At 42.4% G+C, this 22,102-nt stretch carries 17 protein-coding genes; 8 read left to right on the forward strand and 9 right to left on the reverse strand.

Annotation, left to right across the window (positions count from 1 at the left end):
- The first annotated feature begins 6 nt into the window (after positions 1–6).
- The 3 genes from OCU56_RS05460 (at position 7) to OCU56_RS05470 (ending at position 2,714) form a co-directional block, all read left to right on the forward strand.
- Positions 7–1,491, forward strand: a complete 1,485-nt coding sequence (locus OCU56_RS05460) for a sodium:solute symporter family protein (protein WP_261874519.1) — start codon at positions 7–9, stop codon at positions 1,489–1,491.
- 109 nt (positions 1,492–1,600) lie between these two features.
- On the forward strand, positions 1,601–1,729 hold the full coding sequence (locus OCU56_RS05465) for a hypothetical protein (protein ID WP_261874520.1): 129 nt from the start codon (positions 1,601–1,603) through the stop codon (positions 1,727–1,729).
- A 235-nt stretch (positions 1,730–1,964) separates the two neighbouring features.
- A complete protein-coding gene (locus tag OCU56_RS05470) occupies positions 1,965–2,714 on the forward strand; it encodes a sulfite exporter TauE/SafE family protein (RefSeq protein WP_261874521.1) in 750 nt (249 codons plus the stop codon).
- A gap of 525 nt (positions 2,715–3,239) precedes the next feature.
- Here the strand turns inward: OCU56_RS05470 and OCU56_RS05475 are convergent.
- Both OCU56_RS05475 and OCU56_RS05480 read right to left on the reverse strand, forming a co-directional pair.
- A complete protein-coding gene (locus tag OCU56_RS05475) occupies positions 3,240–4,082 on the reverse strand; it encodes a 4Fe-4S dicluster domain-containing protein (RefSeq protein WP_261874522.1) in 843 nt (280 codons plus the stop codon).
- Between the two features lies 1 nt (position 4,083).
- Entirely contained in the window at positions 4,084–7,053 is a 2,970-nt protein-coding gene (locus tag OCU56_RS05480) for a molybdopterin-dependent oxidoreductase (protein ID WP_261874523.1), read from the reverse strand.
- A gap of 397 nt (positions 7,054–7,450) precedes the next feature.
- On the opposite strand from OCU56_RS05480, the gene OCU56_RS05485 reads away from it, so the two are divergent.
- On the forward strand, positions 7,451–9,022 hold the full coding sequence (locus tag OCU56_RS05485) for a sigma-54 interaction domain-containing protein (protein WP_261874524.1): 1,572 nt from the start codon (positions 7,451–7,453) through the stop codon (positions 9,020–9,022).
- Between the two features lie 129 nt (positions 9,023–9,151).
- On the opposite strand, the gene gltS is transcribed toward OCU56_RS05485, so the two are convergent.
- The 3 genes from gltS to OCU56_RS05500 form a co-directional block, all read right to left on the reverse strand.
- Positions 9,152–10,351, reverse strand: coding sequence for a sodium/glutamate symporter (gene gltS, locus OCU56_RS05490; protein WP_261874525.1), 1,200 nt, complete (start codon positions 10,349–10,351; stop codon positions 9,152–9,154).
- Positions 10,352–10,561: 210 nt separating this feature from the next.
- A complete protein-coding gene (locus OCU56_RS05495) occupies positions 10,562–10,867 on the reverse strand; it encodes a DUF1330 domain-containing protein (RefSeq protein ID WP_261874526.1) in 306 nt (101 codons plus the stop codon).
- Between the two features lie 49 nt (positions 10,868–10,916).
- On the reverse strand, positions 10,917–11,537 hold the full coding sequence (locus OCU56_RS05500) for a putative quinol monooxygenase (protein WP_261874527.1): 621 nt from the start codon (positions 11,535–11,537) through the stop codon (positions 10,917–10,919).
- Between the two features lie 206 nt (positions 11,538–11,743).
- On the opposite strand from OCU56_RS05500, the gene OCU56_RS05505 reads away from it, so the two are divergent.
- Complete coding sequence (locus tag OCU56_RS05505; protein WP_261874528.1) at positions 11,744–12,682, forward strand: LysR family transcriptional regulator; 939 nt, start codon at positions 11,744–11,746, stop codon at positions 12,680–12,682.
- A gap of 16 nt (positions 12,683–12,698) precedes the next feature.
- On the opposite strand, the gene OCU56_RS05510 is transcribed toward OCU56_RS05505, so the two are convergent.
- On the reverse strand, positions 12,699–13,232 hold the full coding sequence (locus tag OCU56_RS05510) for a cytochrome b (protein ID WP_261874529.1): 534 nt from the start codon (positions 13,230–13,232) through the stop codon (positions 12,699–12,701).
- A 207-nt stretch (positions 13,233–13,439) separates the two neighbouring features.
- Here OCU56_RS05510 and OCU56_RS05515 point away from each other — a divergent pair, with 207 nt between their 5' ends.
- Positions 13,440–14,411, forward strand: coding sequence for a transposase (locus OCU56_RS05515; protein WP_261874530.1), 972 nt, complete (start codon positions 13,440–13,442; stop codon positions 14,409–14,411).
- A 282-nt stretch (positions 14,412–14,693) separates the two neighbouring features.
- Here the strand turns inward: OCU56_RS05515 and OCU56_RS05520 are convergent, their stop codons facing one another.
- The gene (locus tag OCU56_RS05520) at positions 14,694–15,863 is read right to left on the reverse strand and encodes a MerR family transcriptional regulator (protein ID WP_261874531.1); all 1,170 of its coding nucleotides are present in this window, start codon (positions 15,861–15,863) and stop codon (positions 14,694–14,696) included.
- A gap of 358 nt (positions 15,864–16,221) precedes the next feature.
- Between OCU56_RS05520 and OCU56_RS05525 the strand changes: the two genes are divergently transcribed.
- A complete protein-coding gene (locus OCU56_RS05525) occupies positions 16,222–19,239 on the forward strand; it encodes a flavocytochrome c (RefSeq protein ID WP_261874532.1) in 3,018 nt (1,005 codons plus the stop codon).
- A gap of 54 nt (positions 19,240–19,293) precedes the next feature.
- A complete protein-coding gene (locus tag OCU56_RS05530; protein WP_261874533.1) occupies positions 19,294–20,250 on the forward strand; it encodes an FAD:protein FMN transferase in 957 nt (318 codons plus the stop codon).
- A gap of 60 nt (positions 20,251–20,310) precedes the next feature.
- Here the strand turns inward: OCU56_RS05530 and OCU56_RS05535 are convergent, their stop codons facing one another.
- Both OCU56_RS05535 and OCU56_RS05540 read right to left on the reverse strand, forming a co-directional pair.
- On the reverse strand, positions 20,311–21,141 hold the full coding sequence (locus OCU56_RS05535; protein WP_261874534.1) for a 5'-nucleotidase, lipoprotein e(P4) family: 831 nt from the start codon (positions 21,139–21,141) through the stop codon (positions 20,311–20,313).
- 535 nt (positions 21,142–21,676) lie between these two features.
- A complete protein-coding gene (locus OCU56_RS05540) occupies positions 21,677–22,066 on the reverse strand; it encodes an MAPEG family protein (RefSeq protein WP_261874535.1) in 390 nt (129 codons plus the stop codon).
- Positions 22,067–22,102: the final 36 nt, after the last annotated feature.

Raw genomic sequence — 22,102 nt, forward strand, 5'->3', positions numbered from 1 at the left:
GTAAATATGAGTAATATACTGCTTGTTGTACTGTTATATAATGCAATCGTAATCGGTGGCATTGGCATTTATTTGAAGTGGAAAGAGAAACAAACGAACCAAGTCACTGATATGGCTCTTGGTGGACGCGATACTGGTATAGCCATGTTTTCAGTTACCCTTGCAATTACCTATTTAGGTTCAGCTCACGTATATGGCCTAATGGAAATGTCATTTGTACTTGGGGCTGTAGCACTGTGGTTCTGTTTTGCTCATACCATTTTAATTTGTGTCATTTGTGTGGGGACGGGTCGTTGGATTCGCCGAATTGGCTGTGCAACCATACCAGAACTTATAGGCAAACTTTATAACAAGCAATTACGAACTTATACCGCCTGTGTGGGTGCTATGGTTGTGTTTGGTCTAGTCACCTTAGAGACTCAAGCGCTAGGTATAGGTATCTCTGCAATGTCAGGATGGTCTCTAGGTTGGTCGGCTGTTTTAGGTGCTGCACTTGGTACCGCTTATGTAACAATGGGCGGCATTAAGCAAACCATGTGGGTTAACTTAGTGAATGCGGTTGTGATGTACGGCTCTATTATTATAGCGGGCATCTATCTTGCGTTCGTACTGCCTGGTGGTTGGGAAGGTGTTAGTCAGCATTATGTTGATAGTGGAGAAGAGTTCAAACTTTCAATTTTAGCAACACCCGATCTTTTAGTTGGCTTCGCTCTAGTGGCTATCTTCTCTGTGGTTTTCTCTCAATCGGTGAACCAACAGGGTATGCAGTCTGCAATGTCGGCGAAGAATGAAAAAATCATTAAACGTTCATTATGGATTGCGGCACCGATTAACGGTTTGTTCGGTGTATTCCCAGTATTGGTTGGCTTAGCTGCTGCAACGATTCCTGAGTTTGCAGAACTTGGACCTAAATTGGCTGGTGCAACATTAATTGTAGAATTATTACCAACTTGGCTTGTGATATTACTGCAAGCAGGTTTCTTAGGCGCAATCCTATCAACCTTTGCTATGTCAGCATTGGCGCCAGCAACGATATTTGCCAAAGATATCATCGGTGCAAATGTGAAAGGTGGTTTAACTGCAAAACAAGAACAAAATCTGATTCGTAAAGTTATTATCATCATCGGTTTGATTGCAGCGAGCATGACATTGTTCCTACAACCAAATGTGATTCTAGGTATCACTTGGTTATTCGCTTGGTTAGTACCTTTCTTCTTCATTATTGTTGCCGGTCTATTCTGGAAGCGCAATTTAATGGTCGCAAACATGGTAGTGATGTCCTCTTGGGCTGTGAACTTGGCATGGTCTTTCACCGACATCAAACACTCACTTGGTTTATCGGTATTAGAAAATGCTCACATTGTTGCAATTGTTGCACTACTGACAACCGTCATAGGTAATTTGCTAGTGAAACACTCTAGACCTGCTTTCTTTAAAGAGCAGAAACAAAAAGAATCTATCAATCTTAAACCTCAACAGGGGAATGTATAATGAATCTAGCTTTAGAGTTATTCCTGACCGCATTTGGAACCATCATGGGGATTGTAGTTTTATTTACCCTAATCTCTAAAATTATCGCTAAAAAAGAAGAGGCTAAATAATGGACTTAGATGCTTTTACCAAAATATGGATGGCCGGCGTTATTGGATTTGGTGTTGTGTTCTATATGTTTGCAATGCGTTATGCTAAACATTGTGAAGTGGACAACGAAGAAAATAAAAACGACTAACAATAATGCTATTGATTCCCTATTCTCACGATATATATGATGAATAGGGAAACCATTTAAATGATGTGTGATTTATTTACCAAGTAAAGATGGAGTGTGTTAACACTTCATCTTTATTCATTAAGTAACTCAAAAATTAAGATTTAAACCCCTTCAAAATATCCGCAAAAGAATGCATCATTCTTGACTTTTAGTAAAATCAACAAGTAAATAAATATTGTATAGGTGTGTCATCATGGAGAATATAGTGGGTGTTTATATGATAACTGATGTGTATTTTTATATGGTGGCCATTCCTGCAGTATTAATTTATGGTATTGCCAAGGGAGGCTTTGGTGGCGCTTTAGGGGTAATTTCAGTGCCAATTATGTGTTTTGTTGTATCACCTCAAACAGCCGCTTCTATATTACTTCCTATTTTGTGTGTTATGGATTTATTCGCCGTGAGTGAGCATAGACGAAATGTTTTGATGAGCGAAATTAAATTTATGTTGCCACCTGCCGTGCTAGGTATTGTTCTCGCATCGTTATTTATGGGGATGCTTGATGAATCCTTTATTGCGATTTTCATTGGTCTGTTATCATTGGCTTTTTCAATAAATTACTTTTTAACTCATAAGGTTAAGTGTCTTTCAAATACGATGGCGAGAGTCATGTGCGTTTTATCAGGGGTCGCGAGCACAGCTATACATTCTGGTGGTGCACCAATCAGTATCTACATCTATCCAAAAGGTTTTCCGAAAAGACAACTAATGGGGACATTGGCGCTGTTTTTCTGCTTAATGAACTTAATTAAGTTGGTTCCTTACTCTTTATTAGGGGGCTTTAATACGCAAAATCTGCTGACCTCTTTAGTTCTTATGCCTTTAGCGCCTATTGGTGTGAAGATGGGGGTGTACCTATTAGATAAGATTGATCAAAAAGTCATGTATAACTTATGTTATGGCATACTATTTTTATCTGGAATTAAGCTAATTTTAACCTAAATAAGCCTTGTTTCAGCATTAACTCCCCCTTAGTTAGCCACCTCTATTTAATGTTTTCCTGACCTATTGCCGCTATCTCTATGTGCCATTTTTTATGACTGACGAGATGGCTGGTAGGATCGTTTAAGCCAAAGCCAAAAGACCTTATTTTCCTCATCAAACGGTCTGTTGCTATTAAGGCTGTGGGTTAAATGGTCACTGCTTTGCGTTCGTGGTGGTCCTTATTCTTGCGATCCTCGCCCTGTCTATGATGAAAGATGAACAGCAAGGGTAAGGGGAGCATTATAGCGCTGTTAGCGTCATACCTTTCTTGCGCTATTTCTGATCACTTACTTAGTGTGATTAGTATAATAATGAAAAAATTCCAGTATGAGCTTAAGTAGAGCGTCTTATTTTTACAAAGAGAGGGTAATAAAGGCGTGAGAGGCAAGGCCATCATTGGGATGGGAAAGTCAGGGTAGATAATAGACGGTGCAATAAAAAAGACCACAGTAGTCGCATACTGTGGTCTTTAGAAGAGGGAGGTTAGGCGTTGACCAGTAACGCCCCTAAGTTGATGCTCTGCGTTAATTCAAGGGTATGCTTGTAAGCATGCTCATTGAATGTAATTTCTAGCTGGTAACTGCCGGAGTTGGCGGCCAGTTCATCAAACTTAAAATCACCAAAGAAGTCAGTCGTTTGCTCTGCCACTTTAGTACCATCACAATATAACGTCACCGTGGCCCCTTCTGCACAATCCACAATGCCATTGGTATTGACGACCACTGATCCTGCAATATGTTCGCTATTAAAGCGGTAAAGGTTCTTATACCAAATACGTGGTTTAGTATTATGTTCAGGCTCTAACACTTCTAAGTTTTCTTGTTTCGCTTTATCTGCCATTTTGTCATCATCAATTTTGATTGAAGTTAATGCACCTGTAGCGCAAGATTGTACGCAACGTGGTTCTTTCCAGCCACTATCAAGTAGGTGGGCATCAAAGAACCATTTTTGCGGCAGTTCTAACTCTTCATTCCACCAAATATGTCCATAAGGACATGATTTAACAAGTCGTTTCGCTCCTTTTGCTTTAATTGGGTCGATAATAACGATACCGTCTTCACGTTGGTAAATTTCTCCATTTTGCGCCATCTTCACACAAGTGGGATCTTGGCATTGATTACACATAGTCGGCATGTAGGCCACATCAATAAGAGAGCCACTACCGCGTTCACGGCGCTTAATATCAATCCAGCGATGACCGTGACGAGGTTGCTCTGCTGTATAACCTGGGAAGTCGTTACCACAGTATTCATCTTTATCGGCTAGAAAACAGTTATTGCAATTTTCACAACGCTCTACATCGACAATTAGATTCCATTTAGACATATTATTCGCCCTCCCAAACACGGATATTTACAAGGCATGAGTTACATGCCGTAGAGTGAGATTTTTTAATGATTGGTCGACTTGGTGTCAGCACATTGACTGAGCCACCTCTATCGGGTGATTTTCCTGGTTCACCAATCGGCTCGTACAAGGCCGATGACTCATAAGAGTGGACGGTACCTTTAGGTACTCGCTGAGTTAAATGGGCGGCGCAAAGAACCGAACCACGGTCATTAAAGACTTCGACTATTTGATTGTGACTAATACCACGAGACTGAGCATCTTGCTCATTGATGCGGATGATCCAGTAGTAATACCCATCAATTTCTACACGGTGATCGAGGATGTCGTTAATATGTGAATCTTTACCATCCATCATGGTATGGAAGCTATAACGGCTGTGTGGAGAGATCATTTGTAGTGGGTATTTTTCATACAGCTCACCAGAATGAGGACCTTCCCAAGAAGGGATATACTTAGTCATTATTGGACGCTCAGGATCATTGGCGTCAAAACGTTTCAGGCTATTACACACAAACTCAATTTTACCACTTTGTGTTTGCAGCCCTTTTTTGAAGTCCTCTTTATAGCCAGAAGGCAATGGGTTCATCTCAGGCACATCTTTTTTACGCCCTTCGTAATACCAATTCCATGACACAGGATCGCGGTCTTCTTCTTTTGGTGGTGGAACGATGTAATAGCCTTTTTTGAGGAAGTTTTTCCACGACACTTTTTTCGGAAGATCCGTGCCATAGAACAGGCGCTTAGCCCACTCAAGCTCAGATGAGGCTTCAGAGTAGTACGCGCCGAGCCCGATTTTAGTGGCAATTATTTTGAATATTTCATAATCAGACTTAGATTCACCTAAAGGTTCAATACACTTGTGCTGAATGGTAATCACGCGGTGATTAGTTTGGGTGTAGCAATGGTGAATATAACCGCCACAGTTGGCAAATTCACCAATATCCCAACGTTCAAAGTTAGTACAAGCGGGCAGAATAATATCGGCAAAATGTGCTTCACCTTCCATCCAAATTGATTGGTTTACAACGACATCGAGATTTTCACTGCGATACATATGCGCATAACGGTTACTGTCACTCATAGTACCAAAGTGGGAACCACCATATTTGTAGTACATCTTGATAGGAGCATAACCGGGAGCGGGGTACTTAAACTCAGAAAATTGCCCTTCAATGGACTTTGTATCGGTGAAATAGCCAGACGTTTTTCCGTCAATAATGGCCTCAGGGATACGTAGACGTGGCACCTTTTGCGCTACTGTATTCATGGTGAGCACTTGTGGCATACGTTGATACATGTTGACACCAAGCCCTGTTCCTTCATAGTCTCCCGATAAACCGCCTTCAGAATAACCGGGGAAGAAGAAGCGAGTATCTACCGGTGTGCCTTGTTGCAAGCAACCCATATTCACACCCGGTTTACCTATGCCTTGCATAGCCATTAAGCACACCATAGAACGAGCCCACTCAGCACCCGTTGCGCTTCGACAAGCTGAGCCAAACCCTTGGATACCACCTGCTGCAAGATAGGTGCGTTTGCTACCCCAACGCCGCGCAAGGGCGCGTACATCATGAGCCGGTACTCCCGTTTCGCTTTCTTGCCATTCTGGAGTTTTAGGGACGCCATCTTCATTACCTAAAACGTACTCTTTCCATTGTGCAAACCCTTCGGTTTTGTCTTCGACAAAATCTTTGTCGTATAAGCCTTCTTCCATCCACACATAAGCGATGGCTAACGCCATGGCGTTACTGGTGCCAGGATTACTGCCTATCCATTTACCACCTAATAAAGCGGCGGTATGGTTAAAAAATGGGTCAACGTGAACAAATTCAATACCCAATTGTTTCGCCCAAAGACGGCGCTGAGTGCCTTCCATCGCGCCGTATACGCCACTGGTAGACTCAGGGTCACTAGACCAAAAAACGATCATTTCACAGTTTTTCAGGGCATCTTCTACCGTGGAATAGGTATCAGGAGCACCTAGACGAATTGAGTTCCCCCAATGGTGCATCGCCCCCCAGTAAAATCCTTCCCAGCTGTCAGGGTTATGCACAACATAAGAGGTGCCAATGGCATTAAAAAAGCGAGGTCTTGCCGATAGCCAGTAACCTAAATTGCCCCAAGTATGGTGTGAACCCGAGCCATTCATAATTGCCCCTGGACCATACTCGGTTTTCACTCGTGAAATTTCATTGGCTACGATATCCGTGGCTTCTTCCCAACTGATGCGTTCATAACCAGAAATACCACGATTTTGCGGGTTTCTTTCTCCATAAGGGTCGAAGTCCACACGCTTCATTGGGTAAAGAATGCGATCTTTGGAATAGATGGTGGACTTAATACCTTGGGTGTGAGGGCTAACGGTGACTTTTCTACCTGGGGTAAATTCTTGTCCACGAGCGCGAATCGTCCAAGGATCAGGATCTTCATCAGCCAGTTCAATAGGGGTGATGCGAATGATTTTGTCATCTTTCACATACACAAAAACAGGGCCACCATTAGTGTTATTCACATAACGCATGGTGCCGTCGGGCATTTTCGTGCCATATTTCACTTGGTTATCGACGATGCTGCCAAGAATTTTGGTTAAATGAACCACTAACTCTTCGTCACCTGTTGCATCCATCTTAAACAGTTTCATGATATCGACGACTTCTTGGTAATCTCGCCAAGGGACCATGACTTTCATCGCGTCGTCAGTGGTATCAAAAACCATAACCACATCAGCGGAAAGATCCTTTTTGCCAACAGAACTCACTTTGCCGTTATGTAAAGTGAAAGTTCGGCCGATATCTTCGGTTCTGATACAGATAGAAGCGGAAAAATTCTTTTCTTCTAGTAGTGACTTAAATTTTCGGTCTTTTAGGGCGAGTAACTTAAGAGTCTGCGCTAGACCAAACAACATAATTTTAAATTGTTTATCGGTAGCGATACTTGTTATTTTCATTATTGGCGTACTCCACGTATATATTACTTATATATGAGCAACTTCCATGCCAACATTTAAGCATAATATATGCGATATGAGTCGCTGTGATAAATAACACAAACTTGATTAAAATCAATTCAGATATAGGCACTCAATATCACACTGTGATATATCCAACTTGGTGGATATTTAGTGCTGATATATCCTATACCACAGTTATACTTTAGGGATTAAGGCGGAGAAATAAGCGTATTCAAACGTTTCAATCTTAGGTTTGTATTTGCAACTTTCATTGTCTGAAATATTGAGACTTACATCATATTTAAGTAGAGATATTGCCTGATTAAATAAAGAACACCCGTTTGGTGCTTATATTCGGGAATAATTACAATAAACATAAGAAAAACCGAACCCTATGGATAAAAATTATTTTTACAGACATGCAATAGAAGCCCTCACAGGCTCCCTTAATATAGAAGAAGGGTTAGCACAATGCGCTTCTTTTTTAAAAACTGTCATGCCATGCGATGTGATCTCTGTTCATTTATGGGATGAATCTCTATGCTCGTTGAGAATTTACGCCACTGCCGATGCCAATAGCGGGCAATTTTGCAATATATTAATCCCTATACCAGAAGATGAGCGCTACATTACCCGTTGGGAACACGCGCAAAGTACCAAGATAATCAATGACGCTGAAAGCGACCCTGTTAGTGCATTAGTAGAGCAGCATTTACAACCTATATATGGTGCACAGACATACTCACATATGATCACTCGAGTAACAGTGAGTGAGCAGCGCATCTGTGATATTGCTTTATTGTCCCGAGGTCGTGGTCGCTTTATCGCAAAGAATGCACAATGGTTTGCTGCGTTAAATTCGCCATTTGGTATTGCGGTGTCCAATAGCATCAAACATAAAACCCTACTTTTGATGCACGATAAACTGCTTAACGAAAACCGTCAGCTTAAGCATCAAGTCATAGATAACCACGCTATTAAGGTGATTGGTGAGCACGGCGGACTGAAGTTCGTGATGTCTCGCGTTGAAGAGGTGTCTGAAACCTCCGCCCCAGTATTAATTTTAGGAGAAACAGGGGTAGGTAAAGATGTGATAGCCAGCCTAATTCAACAGCGCTCGCAACGTAGTGATCAGCCTTTTATTAAAGTGAATTGCGGTGCCATCCCTGAGGAGTTGCTAGATAGCGAACTGTTCGGCCATGAAAAAGGGTCGTTTACTGGGGCGATAAAGCAAAGTGCTGGACGTTTTGAGCGAGCTCATAATGGCACCATCTTTTTAGATGAAGTAGGGGAATTATCAAAAGGGGCACAAGTTCGGTTATTAAGAGTGTTACAAAATGGCGAATTGGAACGAGTAGGGGGGAGTGAAACTATCCAGGTTAACGTGAGGGTGATTGCGGCCACCAATGAATCGTTAGAAGAAATGGTGGAAGATGGCCGTTTTAGACGGGACTTGTATTATCGATTGTGTGTATTCCCCATCCTTATTCCACCATTACGTGACCGCCTTGATGACATTCCTCTGTTTGTGGATTTTTTTGTGTATCAAAACTGCCGTAAATTAAATTTGCCACCCATGACATTAGCGGTGGGTGAGATAGAGCGCTTACAACAACATCGCTGGGCAGGAAATATTCGTGAACTCTCTAATGTGGTAGAGCGGTCGGTGATCCGTTGTCGAGGTAGTGAGCTTCGATTCCACTTACCGGAGAAGACGCGAAAAGAGCAACAAGCATTGACCCCTATTTCGAGGCAGGTGTTACCAGTGGAGACCACTTTAGCGACTTTAGAGGAAGTGAACCGCCAGCATATTATCAAAGTACTGGAGCTGTGCAATGGCAGGATACAAGGCGCTAATGGTGCAGCAGAGGCGCTTGATATTAATCCGCATACACTAAGAAGCCGAATGAAAAAGCTAGGGATTGTGATTTCAAGTAGTACCAATATTACGGTGAACTCAGGGTAACTCAGCACAAAAAAGCAGGAGTATCATAATTGCCTCTTGCAACAAGAGAGGGTCCCTATATGGTATTAAATCTTCCCTTTGCATAATAGAGGGCCAGAGTTCAAGGTAGAACTGTGGCCCTTTCCGTGTTTATAGAGAGATAAAAAAGTTGATAGCAATGGCGTTTAAAATATCCACAAAAAAGCCGCACACTAGTGGCACAACGATAAAGGCTTGGTGAGCAGCACCATGCTGTTTGGTGACCGCTGACATATTGGCAATTGCGGTAGCTGTTGAGCCTAAAGTGATGCCACCAAAGCCGGAACATATTACGGCAGACTCATAATTTTTACCCATTAATCGATACACAATAAATACCGCAAACAGCACAGAAACGACAATTTGTAAGCTCATCACAACCGATAAGTAGCCCATTAAGCCACTTAGCTCCCAGATTTTTAAATCCATAAGCGCCATCACAATAAACAAGCCAAGGCATATATCCGAAATGATAGATAAACCGCGATCGCTTCCTTCTACTTTTTGTTTAGGAACAATGGTATAGAGTCGGTTACCTAATAGGATACCCGCCATCAAGCAAGAGACGAAAAGCGGTAACTCAATGCCAACATGCTCTAAGCCTAAGTTAATGCCGTATCCTAACATCAATGCCCAGTTTAAACGTAACCATGCAAATAACAGGCTATAACTGTCGACCATTTCCGAGGGTTGAGAGTAGCTCTGTCCAATATCTAATGTTTGTTCGTTGTTACCAGAAAGGGAATGTTTTTTCATTAAATGTTGGGCGATAGGGCCACCCACCACACAGGCGAAGATCAAGCCTATGGTGTTGCTAGCAATACCTAACTCCATAGCATTGTTTATACCAAGGGTATCAACAAACGTAGGCGCCCAAGCTAATGTGGTGCCAATGCCACCAATCAACGACACTGAACCTGACATTAATCCTGCTTTGGGATCCATACCAAAGGCGGCCGCCACCGACATACCAATGCTGTTTTGCAGCATGATATAAAAAGCGGCAAGACACACCAAAATGAGCAAAGGCTTACCGCCATTTAACAGTGATTTTATATCGGCGTTTAATCCCATAGCGGCAAAGAAATACAGCAATAAAATGTCTCTGACTTTGACATCAAAGGTGATTTTTATGTCAAAAACAAAATAGAGAGTCGCAACGGTCATAGCGCACAGAAAACCACCGATAACGGGCTCAGGAATACTGTACTGTCTTAATACGTTCACCCTTGCTAAAGCGCCCTTACCGGCAAAAAGAAGCAGTATGGCTAATGTAAACGAGAAAAAAGCACCCGCTGTTATATCGTTCATTGTCATAACCTTTTGAAAATAGGTAAAAATCCAATGGTTATCTTATATGCAATGGTATCAATATGGCAATTGATAAGCCGTGACAATATGCAAATGAAGTGGGTGATATGTAACGAATGTGTCAGGTGCGTCTATGGCAGGTGTCATTTTGGCTCATCACGGTCCCATTAAAAGAGACATATGTATGAGCCAAAGTATGTGGCGACAATATTATTTTAGCTCATCAATGGCCTTTACCAGACTATGATGGCTAATAGAACCTTGGGTTCGAGATTGAAGGTAAGGTTGATAAGCGGGATCCGCCATAAAGTTCAGAGCCGCTTGTTTTGAGGGCCACTGCATAATAATGCGCAATAGTGGTGATTCTAAATCCCCCTCAAGGGTTTGATGTTGCTGGGTACGTGCAAGGTATATTCCACCATGCTTAGCCACTAAATCATTAGCAACAGCCATATAGGCCGCAATCCAATCTTGTGTTGTGGGGGTCACTTGTAAAATAGAATAGTATTTAGACATTGCGTTTTCCTCATAATGAATGTGCTATTTGAGCGGTTATTTATGACCCTTAAGCAATTTGAGTGACAAAATTCATGTATTGATTCATATCGCCTATGACATATTTCTCCATCAATTGCCCCGTGGTTACGGCATAAGGTTGGTGAAAATGAATGTCCCATACATCCGATTCTTTGCGCCAGTGTTCATACACAACTAAAGTTTGTTCGTCCCCTTGCACTGTATATAAGTCAAATAACAGACACCCATCTTCATCTCTGGTGTGTTTAATATGTTGTGCAAACTGTGCCAGCAACTCATCTTTAGATCCTGGCTGGATTTTGAAAATGAAGAAAATATCAAATGTAGGGTCCGATTCTGCAGCGTCTAAAGGTTGCATTGGCGCAGGCGTCGTATCATTTAGTGTGTATGTTTGGCTGGATATAGCATTAGGCATTAATGCTTGTAGGGCACTGACCTGTGATGATGGAAGACTTTGATTGTAGGCGGCTTTATCTAGCCAACGCTCATATCGGAAAAAGAGATTCGGTTGTTTTTTATCCACATAGTAACGCGATGCGATATGCGTTTTATTTTGTTCAAACGCAGATTTGTCAGCCAATAGCGCAGCATTAAACGCTTCGCTATGTTCAGATTGCACAGTAAATTTTACGATTTGTGTATATGCCATAACAGTACCCTATATTGCAAAAGTGATGATATTTTAGACTTAGCCAATAGCTTGCTAAGTGGATGAGAGCACTATAAAGGGCTTTTTACCTGCTATCATCTGACAAAATAAGGAAATATAATCCTTGTAGGCGGGATAATAGAGTCCGTGATAGTGGCAAAAGTGCGGGTGAGTGTTGAGCGTCAACATGAAAAGGAGTAGGCATAATGAGCTTTGATATAAAGAATTTGATGTTATTTGTACGTATTGCTGAGTCTGGACGCATTGGCAAGGCAGGGGAGTCGCTTGGGCTTTCAACAACCAATGCCAGCCAACGAATTCAACAGTTGGAATCCTCGCTCAATGTTAAGTTATTGCACCGTTCAACGCGAGTCGTCAGTTTAACCCACGAAGGGGAAGTGTTTTTAGAGCATGCGAGGCGTATATTAAATGATATAGAGCAAGCGAAAAATGCATTTCGTCACGATAATGAGCAAGTTCAGGGGAAAATAAAACTAACGGTTTCAGCCTCTTATGGGCGCATTTATATTGTCCCATTTTTACCTGAATTTTTGCAACGTCACCCTAACTTACAAGTGGAAATCGACTTTACAGACAGAAATGTTGATATTGTTGAAAAAGGCTATGACTTGGCTTTTCGGATGGGAAGTTTGCCGTCAAACAGCTTATTAGCGAGAAGAATTGCCGACAACCCTAGTGTCATTGTTGCCTCACCTCAATATTTAAATACCCATGGCATACCTAAAACCCCGGAAGATCTTATTGACCATGCTTGTATCCCATTTGCAGACCAAGATCATTGGCAGTTTCGCCATACTTCTGGTAATCGCTACTCTATACCGGTTAAAGGCGCGCTGACATTAAACTGGGGGGATGCCATTAGCGATATGGTTGAGGCGAATATGGGCATAGGTTTAGCGTCTCTTTGGCACGTTGCTCCTAGCATCAAGATGGGCAAAGCCGTGCCTATTTTACAAGAATATGAAGTGTACCCTCGCACCAATATCTGGGCGGTTCGTCCCGGTGGACGAGTGACACCGGGCAGAGTAAAAGTCTTTCTTGATTACATTGAGCAGGTCATCACTAAAACCAATGTAGAGCGATACTCTGACATGATACCGTCCGACCACAGTAGGCCGGACTGATTGGAGGGGGGAATGATTAACGGCCCAACATACGGGTAATGGTGCGGTCTTTATCGATAACGTGATGTTTAATCGCACCGATAATATGCAACACTAAAACTGCAATAAGAATGTTCACTGCGCTGTGATGAACCGTACTGCCTAGCTCTTGCAACCATTCAATTTTGTCACCTTTACTAATGATCTCCCAGCCGAAAATATCTACAGCTCGGCCACCACCCGCACTCATGGCGATTCCTGAAATAGGCATAGCTAAGGTTGCTAGCATTAAAATACCGTGCACCGCGTGTGCCATTTTTTCTTGCCAAGGAGCACTAGTACCTAGGCTAGGCAATGTGCCTTCTTTTAATCGCCAGATAATACGTAACAGAGCAATGGCAAGGATAATAGCGCCAATAGATTTGTGGTAACCCATCAGAAAAGACTTATCTGGACCGCGTTCCATCTCTGCCATGATCAACCCAACAATAAACACCCCCATAAAGGACAGTCCAGTGAGCCAATGCATTACAATGGTAGTACGAGAGAGTTTGTTCGGGTCAGCCTGCATGCTAAGTGATCCTTTATTTAAAATTGTGTTAAAAAATAAGTGGTTAGGAAGTAGTTATTATCCATAAACGCCCCCCACTTGAACATGATTGTTATTGTAAAGTAACGTAAAGGTTCACACTTATGAAAAACCATGCCACCCATTGTTAGTGGCACACAAATACACCTTCTACTAGGCTTTGTTTGAGCCTTAAACAAGGAGGTTACCATGCCACGCCCTCGTAGAACGCAAATTAGTCTTGAAGACACTCCCTATTACCATTGTTGTAGTCGCGTGGTTCGTCGCGCTTTCTTGTGTGGTGATGATCAATACACAGGTAACAATTATGACCACAGACGGGGTTGGGTTGAATCACTGATTCTTCAACTGACGGATGCGTTTGCCATTGATGTGGCCGCTTATGCGGTGATGTCTAATCATCTGCATGTGGTGTTACACATTGATATTGAGACCGTAAACTGCTGGAGTGATCTTGATGTGGTTATACAATGGCATAAGTTGTTTAAAGGTGATGGATTAACTCATAAGTTTGCCAAAGGTCAGTTGATTGAACCTCATGAAGTTGCAAGGTTAAAGCACACCATCGCAATCTACAGAAGTCGGCTATGTGATATCTCCTGGTTTATGCGTTGTTTAAATGAGCCTATTGCTAGACGAGCTAATCAAGAAGATAACTGCTCAGGCCGTTTCTGGGAGGGGAGGTTTAAATCTCAGGCATTACTCGATGAAGCCGCAGTACTCGCCTGTATGGCGTATGTGGATCTGAACCCCGTACGCGCCAGTATGGCAGCCACGCCAGAGCAATCAGACTACACCAGTATTCAGCAACGGATAAAAGCCGCCATCAAAGGTGAGCAGCCTAAAGCTCTACTGCCATTTATTGGTAATGAACGCGCTAACCAACCCAAAGGCATCGCATTTTCACTAAAAGAGTATCTTGAGCTAGTTGACGATACAGGGCGGATTATTCGTGATGATAAACGCGGTGCTGTCAGAGCTGGTAGCATGAAAATACTGAACAGATTAAACATCAATCAAGCTAACTGGCTAGAACTGACGACGGAATTTGGTCAGTTATTCCATGGTCCAGTAGGATCATTACAAGAACTGACACAATATTGTGAGCATTTACAAAAGCGACGACGGCATTTCGCTACAAGTTGCCAATATTTCCAGTAAGCTAGCATGTCAAAAAGCTGCAACTGAATCGATACCAACAAATTAAACACTAAATAGCCATCACTCTAGCATGGTTGCCAAAATACGGTTGAAAAATGGGCAATTAAGCCGGAAACACTCCAAAACCACCATAATTCACCTTGTAAACTCATCAGCAAACGCTACAGAAAGCTTAATCATACCTACTCGTATGTATAGAGCTTAAAAGGCTGTTAGGTTATTGATTTATAATGGCTGGCAGGTTTAGGAACTTAAGAGCTCACCTATTATTTCTTTTTTCAACTAACTCTTTCGCACAATAAACATTTGGTAGCCAAATTCCCCTAAGTATTGCTCATAAATAGCGATCTCTTTAGTGAGATCTTGTAGAGCATTGGAGTGAGGCATGCTGGGTAATAATTCAGCTGTGCGTTGCTTCACCGGTTGATAGTAGTTTTCCCATGCTTGGCCACTTAATGAAAAGTGCTCAATAACCTCATATCCGTACTGCTTAAACTGTTGCAATCGACTATCAATATTTTGCATATCGGGATATTCACCTTTAAAAAACGTCTGCGCCTCTTTCGTCGGTGTTGCGGTGAGCCATACCATGTCACTGAGCATTAAAATACCGTCCAGTTCAAGTAAAGGTCGCCACTGTTTCAGTGCATGGGTTACGCCCATAATATATGCACTTCCTTCCGCCCAAATTAGGTCAAAACTGTGTTCTTTAAAGGGCAATGCCGTCATGCTCGCGCAAACAGGCGTCAATCGGTGGGCTAAGCCATCATCGTTAAATCGTTGGCTAAGGCGAGTGAGCGCCGATTGCTCATTATCCACAACGGTTATGTGCGCGTCGGTATTATTGGCCAGTACAGTGGTCGCCAACCCTTTACCTGAGCCAATCTCCAGTAAGTTTTTACTGTTATGTGTCACATAGCTGAGAGCTTTTTTAGTTTCAGATGCACATCCTGGCCCCCAACGGTCAAGCGTGTCGAAGACTTTCATAAAGTCGGCCATATAATCTTGATGTTGATTCATATCTTTTGATAACCATTTTAATCTAAGTGCTTCTTTTTCGTTGAAGCCTTGTTTAATAAGCCAGTCTAAGTGCGCATCAGGTGCCAATTGACTGACATTCTCGTGCCAAGCTTTATGATCGCCTTCCCCAAGTAGCGCCGTTAACAGCGTTCTTGAGTGTTGCTTTTGTGCAATTTCTTGATCAAGTGCCTGTAATCGGTTGAGCAATAAAGCGCGTTCAATCTTAGCTTCCAAACAAGCTTTGCACTCTTTAAGGGTTAAGCCACCCGCTTGCAAAGTTTGAATTAATAACACTCGCTGCACATCTCGCTCTTTATAAACGCGATAGCCATTATCGAGTCGAACTCCCCTAATTAATCCCAATTTTTCGTAATAAAGTAGGGCGGTGCGCGACAAGCCAACCTTGTTGGCAAGTTCAGATATTCGATACATGCAGTCTGTCCTTGTTTGGAGAACTTGAAGCTAAACTATAAAGCAATAGACAGGTCAATGGTTAAGAAGAGAATAATTGCATGATGGTGCGCACTATCATGAATCTCAACATGGGTAATCTCCATAACTCATTGTATGCATGAATAAAAATAAATTCATGTGCCTAGTGCATATAAGTGATGCAAACATGTCATTTATCCACGCAAAACATCCGTAGTATTTTTAAAGCCGATCACTGTTTGGCTCACCATTTTAATCTTGTTGTTATATGAAAAATCCATTGATGGCGCTGCATCAGATGCACAGGCTAAAGGATGAAAGTTTCATATAAGAATTAAACAATATAGGAATTGAACTCATGACAAAGCTTGCGAAAGCGATAGCACTAGGCTCAACGCACACCAAACTGAAAAGTCGAATTGTAATGGCACCTATGACCATTCAATCGGCTTTTTTTGATGGTGGCGTCACCCAAGAGATGATTGATTATTATGCGGCTCGCTCCGGTGAGGCGGGAGCGGTGATCGTTGAAAGTGCGTTCGTTGAAAATTACGGTCGCGCTTTTCCCGGAGCCTTAGGTATCAATAGCGACAAGCATATTGCCGGATTAACCAAACTGGCTACGGCGATTAAAGAGAAAGGGTCGAAAGCCATTTTGCAGATCTACCATGCAGGTCGCATGGCCAATGGCGAATTTAATGGTGGTCATCAACCTATTTCAGCCAGCGCCGTTGCAGCACTTCGTGATAACGCCGAAACGCCATTAGCGATGAGTGAAGAGCAAATTGAAGCCATGATCGATAACTTTGCACAGGCGGTGAATCGCGCCATTGTTGCGGGGTTTGACGGTGTGGAAATTCATGGAGCGAATACCTACCTAATCCAACAATTTTTCTCTCCTCATTCCAATCGCCGTACGGATAAATGGGGGGGAGATAGAGAAAAACGCAGCGCGTTTCCCCTTGCTGTATTAGAGCAAGCCAAAGCAGTGGTTGCTTCACATCAGTTATCGGACTTTATTATTGGTTATCGCTTTTCACCAGAGGAAATTGAACAGCCGGGCATTCGTTTCGAAGACAGCATGTTCCTGCTGGATAAACTGGCCAAATGTGGGCTGGATTATTTTCACTTTTCTATGGGTAATTACATGCGTAATTCCATTGTAAACCCTGAAGATACAACGCCACTGATCCACCAGTACCATGCTTTAAAATCGGAAAACGTAGCGAAAATTCCTGTTATTGGTGTGGGAGGTATAGCTCAACATAGCGATGCTCTCGATGCGCTGACACAAGGCTATGATATGGTCAGTGTCGGTAAAGGCTTTTTAGTTGACCCGCAATGGGCGCAAAAAGCCTTAGCAGCAGAGACGTGTGCGGAAGTGGCCGATCTTGGCCAGCAGCAACAGTTGGTGATCCCGGCACCTTTGTGGGACATCATGGATTATATGATTGTGGACGGTGCCGCTGAAGCCTTAAAACAGCAACGAATTAAAGAGCTACAAAATTTCGAAATAACCTTCGAACCCGGTGAATACACGGCCTATGGTTATGGACACAATGGCCAACTGCCTGTCACAGTGACTTTCTCCAACGATGAAATTTTACAAGTGCAAGTGGACTCATCAAAAGAGTCGGATGGAATAGCCAACCCAGCATTTGAGCGTATTCCTCAACAAATACTAGAAAATCAAACTCTTAATATTGATGTCATTTCTGGTGCCACAGTAAGTAGCCAAGCGGTGATTGATGGTGTGTCTAACGCGGTTGATTTAGCGGGCGGTAATTCGGAAGCATTGCGCAATAAAGCACGCAAAGAAGTGCAACGCTCAACGCAAACCATTCAAGAAAACGTCGATGTGGTAGTGGTTGGCGGTGGCGGTGCGGGTTTAAGTGCCGCTCTTACTGCTTTAGATAACGGTAAATCTGTGGTGATTTTAGAAAAATTCCCTGCAATTGGTGGTAATACGGTACGCACAGGTGGTTGGGTTAATGCCGCTGAAGCGAATTGGCAAAAAGCGTTTCCTGCCATTGCTGGAGAGGTGGACTACTTGAAAGCCATTGCCGCAACGCCTGAGTCAGACATAGCCCCAGAATACCTGTCAGATTTTCGTGTTCTAAAAGATCAATTAGAAAATTATTTTCTGGATGTGGACAGTGGTAAAAACTATTTGTTTGATTCAACAGAGCTACACTTGATCCAAACCTATCTTGGCGGTAAACGCACTAACCGAGATGGCACGCCTATTTTTGGTCAATATGACTTGGTAAACACCTTAACGAGTCGTGCAATGGAATCTATTGATTGGTTGACGCAAAAAGGCATCGACTTTAATCGTAATATGGTGGACATTGCGGTAGGCGCACTATGGCGTCGAGCACACAAACCTAATCGCCCTAAAGGTGTGGAGTTTGTAGAGAAACTGCAAAAACAGATTATTGCTCAAGGCGGTCGCATTATCACCGATACTCGCGCAGAAGAACTCATCGTAGAGAAGGGGAAAGTGACGGGGGTTAAGGCCACTCACGCCAATGGTACAAAATACCAACTGACCACCAATAACGGTGTGGTTCTTGCTTCAGGCGGTTTTGGGGCCAATACCAAGATGCTACAAAAATACAATAATTACTGGACTGAGATTGCTGACGATATCAAAACCACCAACTCACCGGCATTGATCGGTGATGGCATTGACATTGGTGAGAAAGCCGGTGCCAACTTAGTGGGTATGGAATACATCCAATTGATGCCAATAGGCGATCCAAAATCTGGCGCACTACTTACCGGTTTAATTGTGCCACCCGAGAACTTTGTGTTTGTTAACCAGCAAGGTAAACGTTTTGTTGATGAATGTCAGAGCCGAGACGTACTGTCGAACGCCTTTTTCGACAATGGCGGTGTAGTGTATATGATTGCGGATGAAGCCATTCGTAACACGGCAGCGAATACCACCCCAGAAACCATCGAGCGCGAAATTGCAGAAGGCATTATCATTAAAGCCGATACTATTGCGCAGTTAGCGAAGAAGATTAATGTCCCAGTTGCGGAATTAAGCCAAACAATTGAACGTTATAATTCTTATGTAGATGAAGGTCGCGACCCTGAATTTCATAAAGGGGCATTAGGCTTGAAAGTGGAACAAGGGCCTTTTTATGCCACTCCACGCAAACCGTCGGTTCACCATACAATGGGTGGCTTGCAAATCAATACCAAAGCATGCGTATTGAATAAGGATGGCGTACAAATTCCGGGTCTGTATGCGGCAGGAGAGGTAACCGGTGGCATTCACGCAGGTAACCGTTTAGGTGGTAACGCGTTAATCGACATATTTACCTATGGCCGAATCGCAGGTGATAGCGTTTCTACTAACGCTTAATTAAACTAAAGGGAAGCCGAGCTTCCCTTTTTTATTAAAATAATGAGTTGCCCTATGCCAAGTTATCGTGCTCGCTTTACCATGATGGGAACGGTTATTGATTTAGTGGTTCATCATCATGACGGACAACGCTTAATAAAAGATTGCTATTTGCAACTGCAGGATTTTGAGCAACGTTTTACGGTAAATCAAACAAACTCGGAGTTGATGCGAGTTAATCATAATGCAGGCATTCGCCCTGTTCGAGTGAAATCCGATTTATATGAGTTGATTAAAAAAGCCAAAACGGTAAGCCAAGACCGCGTAAACCCGTTTAATGTGGCCATAGGTCCGTTAGTTAAGAGTTGGCGAATTGGATTTAAGGACGCTAAGTTCCCTTCATCTACACAAATTTCAGCCCAACTTAAACGAGTCGACCCGCGCAATATGATACTCGATGATCTTTATCAGACCGTATATCTAGCACAAATAGGGATGGAGATTGACCTTGGCGCAATTGCCAAAGGGTATTTTGCCGATCGCCTAAAAGAATACTTACTTAGCCAAGGGGTTGAACAAGGCATCATTAATTTAGGTGGCAATGTGCTTACTATAGGAAGCTCAAACCTAAATAGAGCCTGGAATGTGGGTATTCAAAACCCGCTATCAACAAGAGGGGAGGTGAGTCGAGTGGTGGCTCTTAGCGATGCATCAATGGTGACCTCTGGCGTGAATGAACGCTACTTTGAACTCAATGGTAAACGCTACCACCATCTACTCGATGGACAATCGGGCTATCCCATTACGACAGATATTGCCAGTGTGACGATTATTTCTAAACATTCGGTGGAGGGAGAAATTTGGAGTACGGCCGGATTTTTAGCGTCAATGGATAACGCCTTAGGGTATTTGAATCAACAGCAGGGCATTGAAGCGGTGTTGATCTCACAACACGGTGAGGTGTATGTGACAGAGGGGCTTAGTGATGATGGCCGGAATATTACGCAATTAAAGCCATTCGGTGGGGGTTAGTTGAGGGTGTTCGGTATACTCGCAAACTATAACGAATAGTTTGCGAGTATAATCTAACGATTATTTACCGTTCCAAGCGCTTTTGCTGGCGGCTTGTTTTAGAATTAAACGGTTTGCATCGTTCGCTGCAGGCTCAGATTGACCAAAGATAGCGGCTAACCATTGGCCATCGGTTGGGTTAGGGAATAATACATATTTCATACCGTACATATCACGATCTTCTTTCATTTTATCCATACGCGCATCAACATCGCCTTTAATATAATATTTACGACGGAAATCATTTAGGCTATCCCCTAAGAATACCGCAACATCATATTTTTCCATGATTTGGTCTTGGCGTGTTTCTTTGTTTGAGGTATCGCGCAGTATAGTGAGGTGAGACTTGTCTTTTAGTGGGAAGCCTAAGGTATGGATATTATTAAGTGCATATTCAAACGTACCTTCACCTTGCTCACGGCTAGAAATATAGAAAATTTCCACACCATTTTTAGCACAATATTCTAGGAAATCTTTAGCACCTGGAGAAGGCACCATTTTATTCATTGGGATCCACTTATCCCAAATAGCATCATCAAAAAACTCTTTATTATTTTTGACTAAATTACCCCAATAACCGGCGTGTTGTACTAGCGTATCATCAAAATCAGAAACGATAGCAAGAGGTTTATCCCCTTTTTTATGATTGGCTAGGGCTTGTTGTACGTGCATTTTTGCAATGTTAAACCCTTGATAGTAAAGCGCTTGATATTCTGCAGCTGTTTGTTTCCAAGCCACAGAGTATAGTAAAGCATTATCGCTATCTACAGAGTTACTAGCCATTGCGAAAGAGGTGCTAAATACACTGCATATCGCTAAAGTTTTAAACGCACGTTTAAATAAAGTATTCATAATATTATTCCATCAATTGATTATTTTACAATTTACCGATATGAGATAAGTTGCCTGTATTTAATAAGAGAACGGTCATTTTTATAGACATGAATTACACGATAAAAAATGAAGTATCCTCGTAATGAAGATGATAATACAGATATTACAAAGCCAAGCAATATGCAGAATTTCATGAGGCGTTAGTGCATACATATGTAATAAAGATGAATACCTATTAATTGTTATCAGTGTGAGATCATTGCCTTTTATTGTGAATGTAACGGATGAACAATGATATTCAAATGGTTTCTATTTTGTGTGTAAGTGTTAAATATTAAGTGGGGAAGGTCTATTTTGCTTAATTTGTTAGCTGTTTTTGCAATGTGACTTTTCAATGCTTGTGAAGAAATTAAGAGCATTTAATTTCTTCACACTAAGTAAGTGTTCAGAAATAACCCGTTATTTAGTACGATAGGTATAATTAAGCAGAAATGTTGTTATAGTCAAAATGACCGTCGTCATTGATAATAATAAACAGCAACAGGTGATAACTCTAGTTTGGTATACATTGCCATATAATGGCAAATGAACAGGCGATGGCAATCGCCCATGCAACAGAGCGTAGAATGTGGGCGTTCAATAAATAAAGAAGGTGGTAGGCGATTCTGAAACCAATATGAGCTATCGCTAACCATTGCACGGTGTCCGTTGTGGTGTTTGTCGCCACGGCCAATAATATGGATAGAGAAAAAATAATCAGAGATTCAAAAGCATTGTGATGCGCCGCCAAAGCACGAGCGCCAAATCCTTGCAGTTGCGCCTGCTGCTCCCTAGGGTGATGATTATCGTAACCGCCCGCATTATGCATCGCTATGGCCAGTGGTATTTTGGCTAACAATGGCAGTAATGCGGCGATAATGAGGCATCCAATTAATAGGTTCAATATCTCTTCCTAGTGAGCAGTCTGTATTACGCTAGT

This window comes from Vibrio rarus (assembly GCF_024347075.1).
GTDB classification, from domain to species: Bacteria; Pseudomonadota; Gammaproteobacteria; order Enterobacterales; family Vibrionaceae; genus Vibrio; species Vibrio rarus.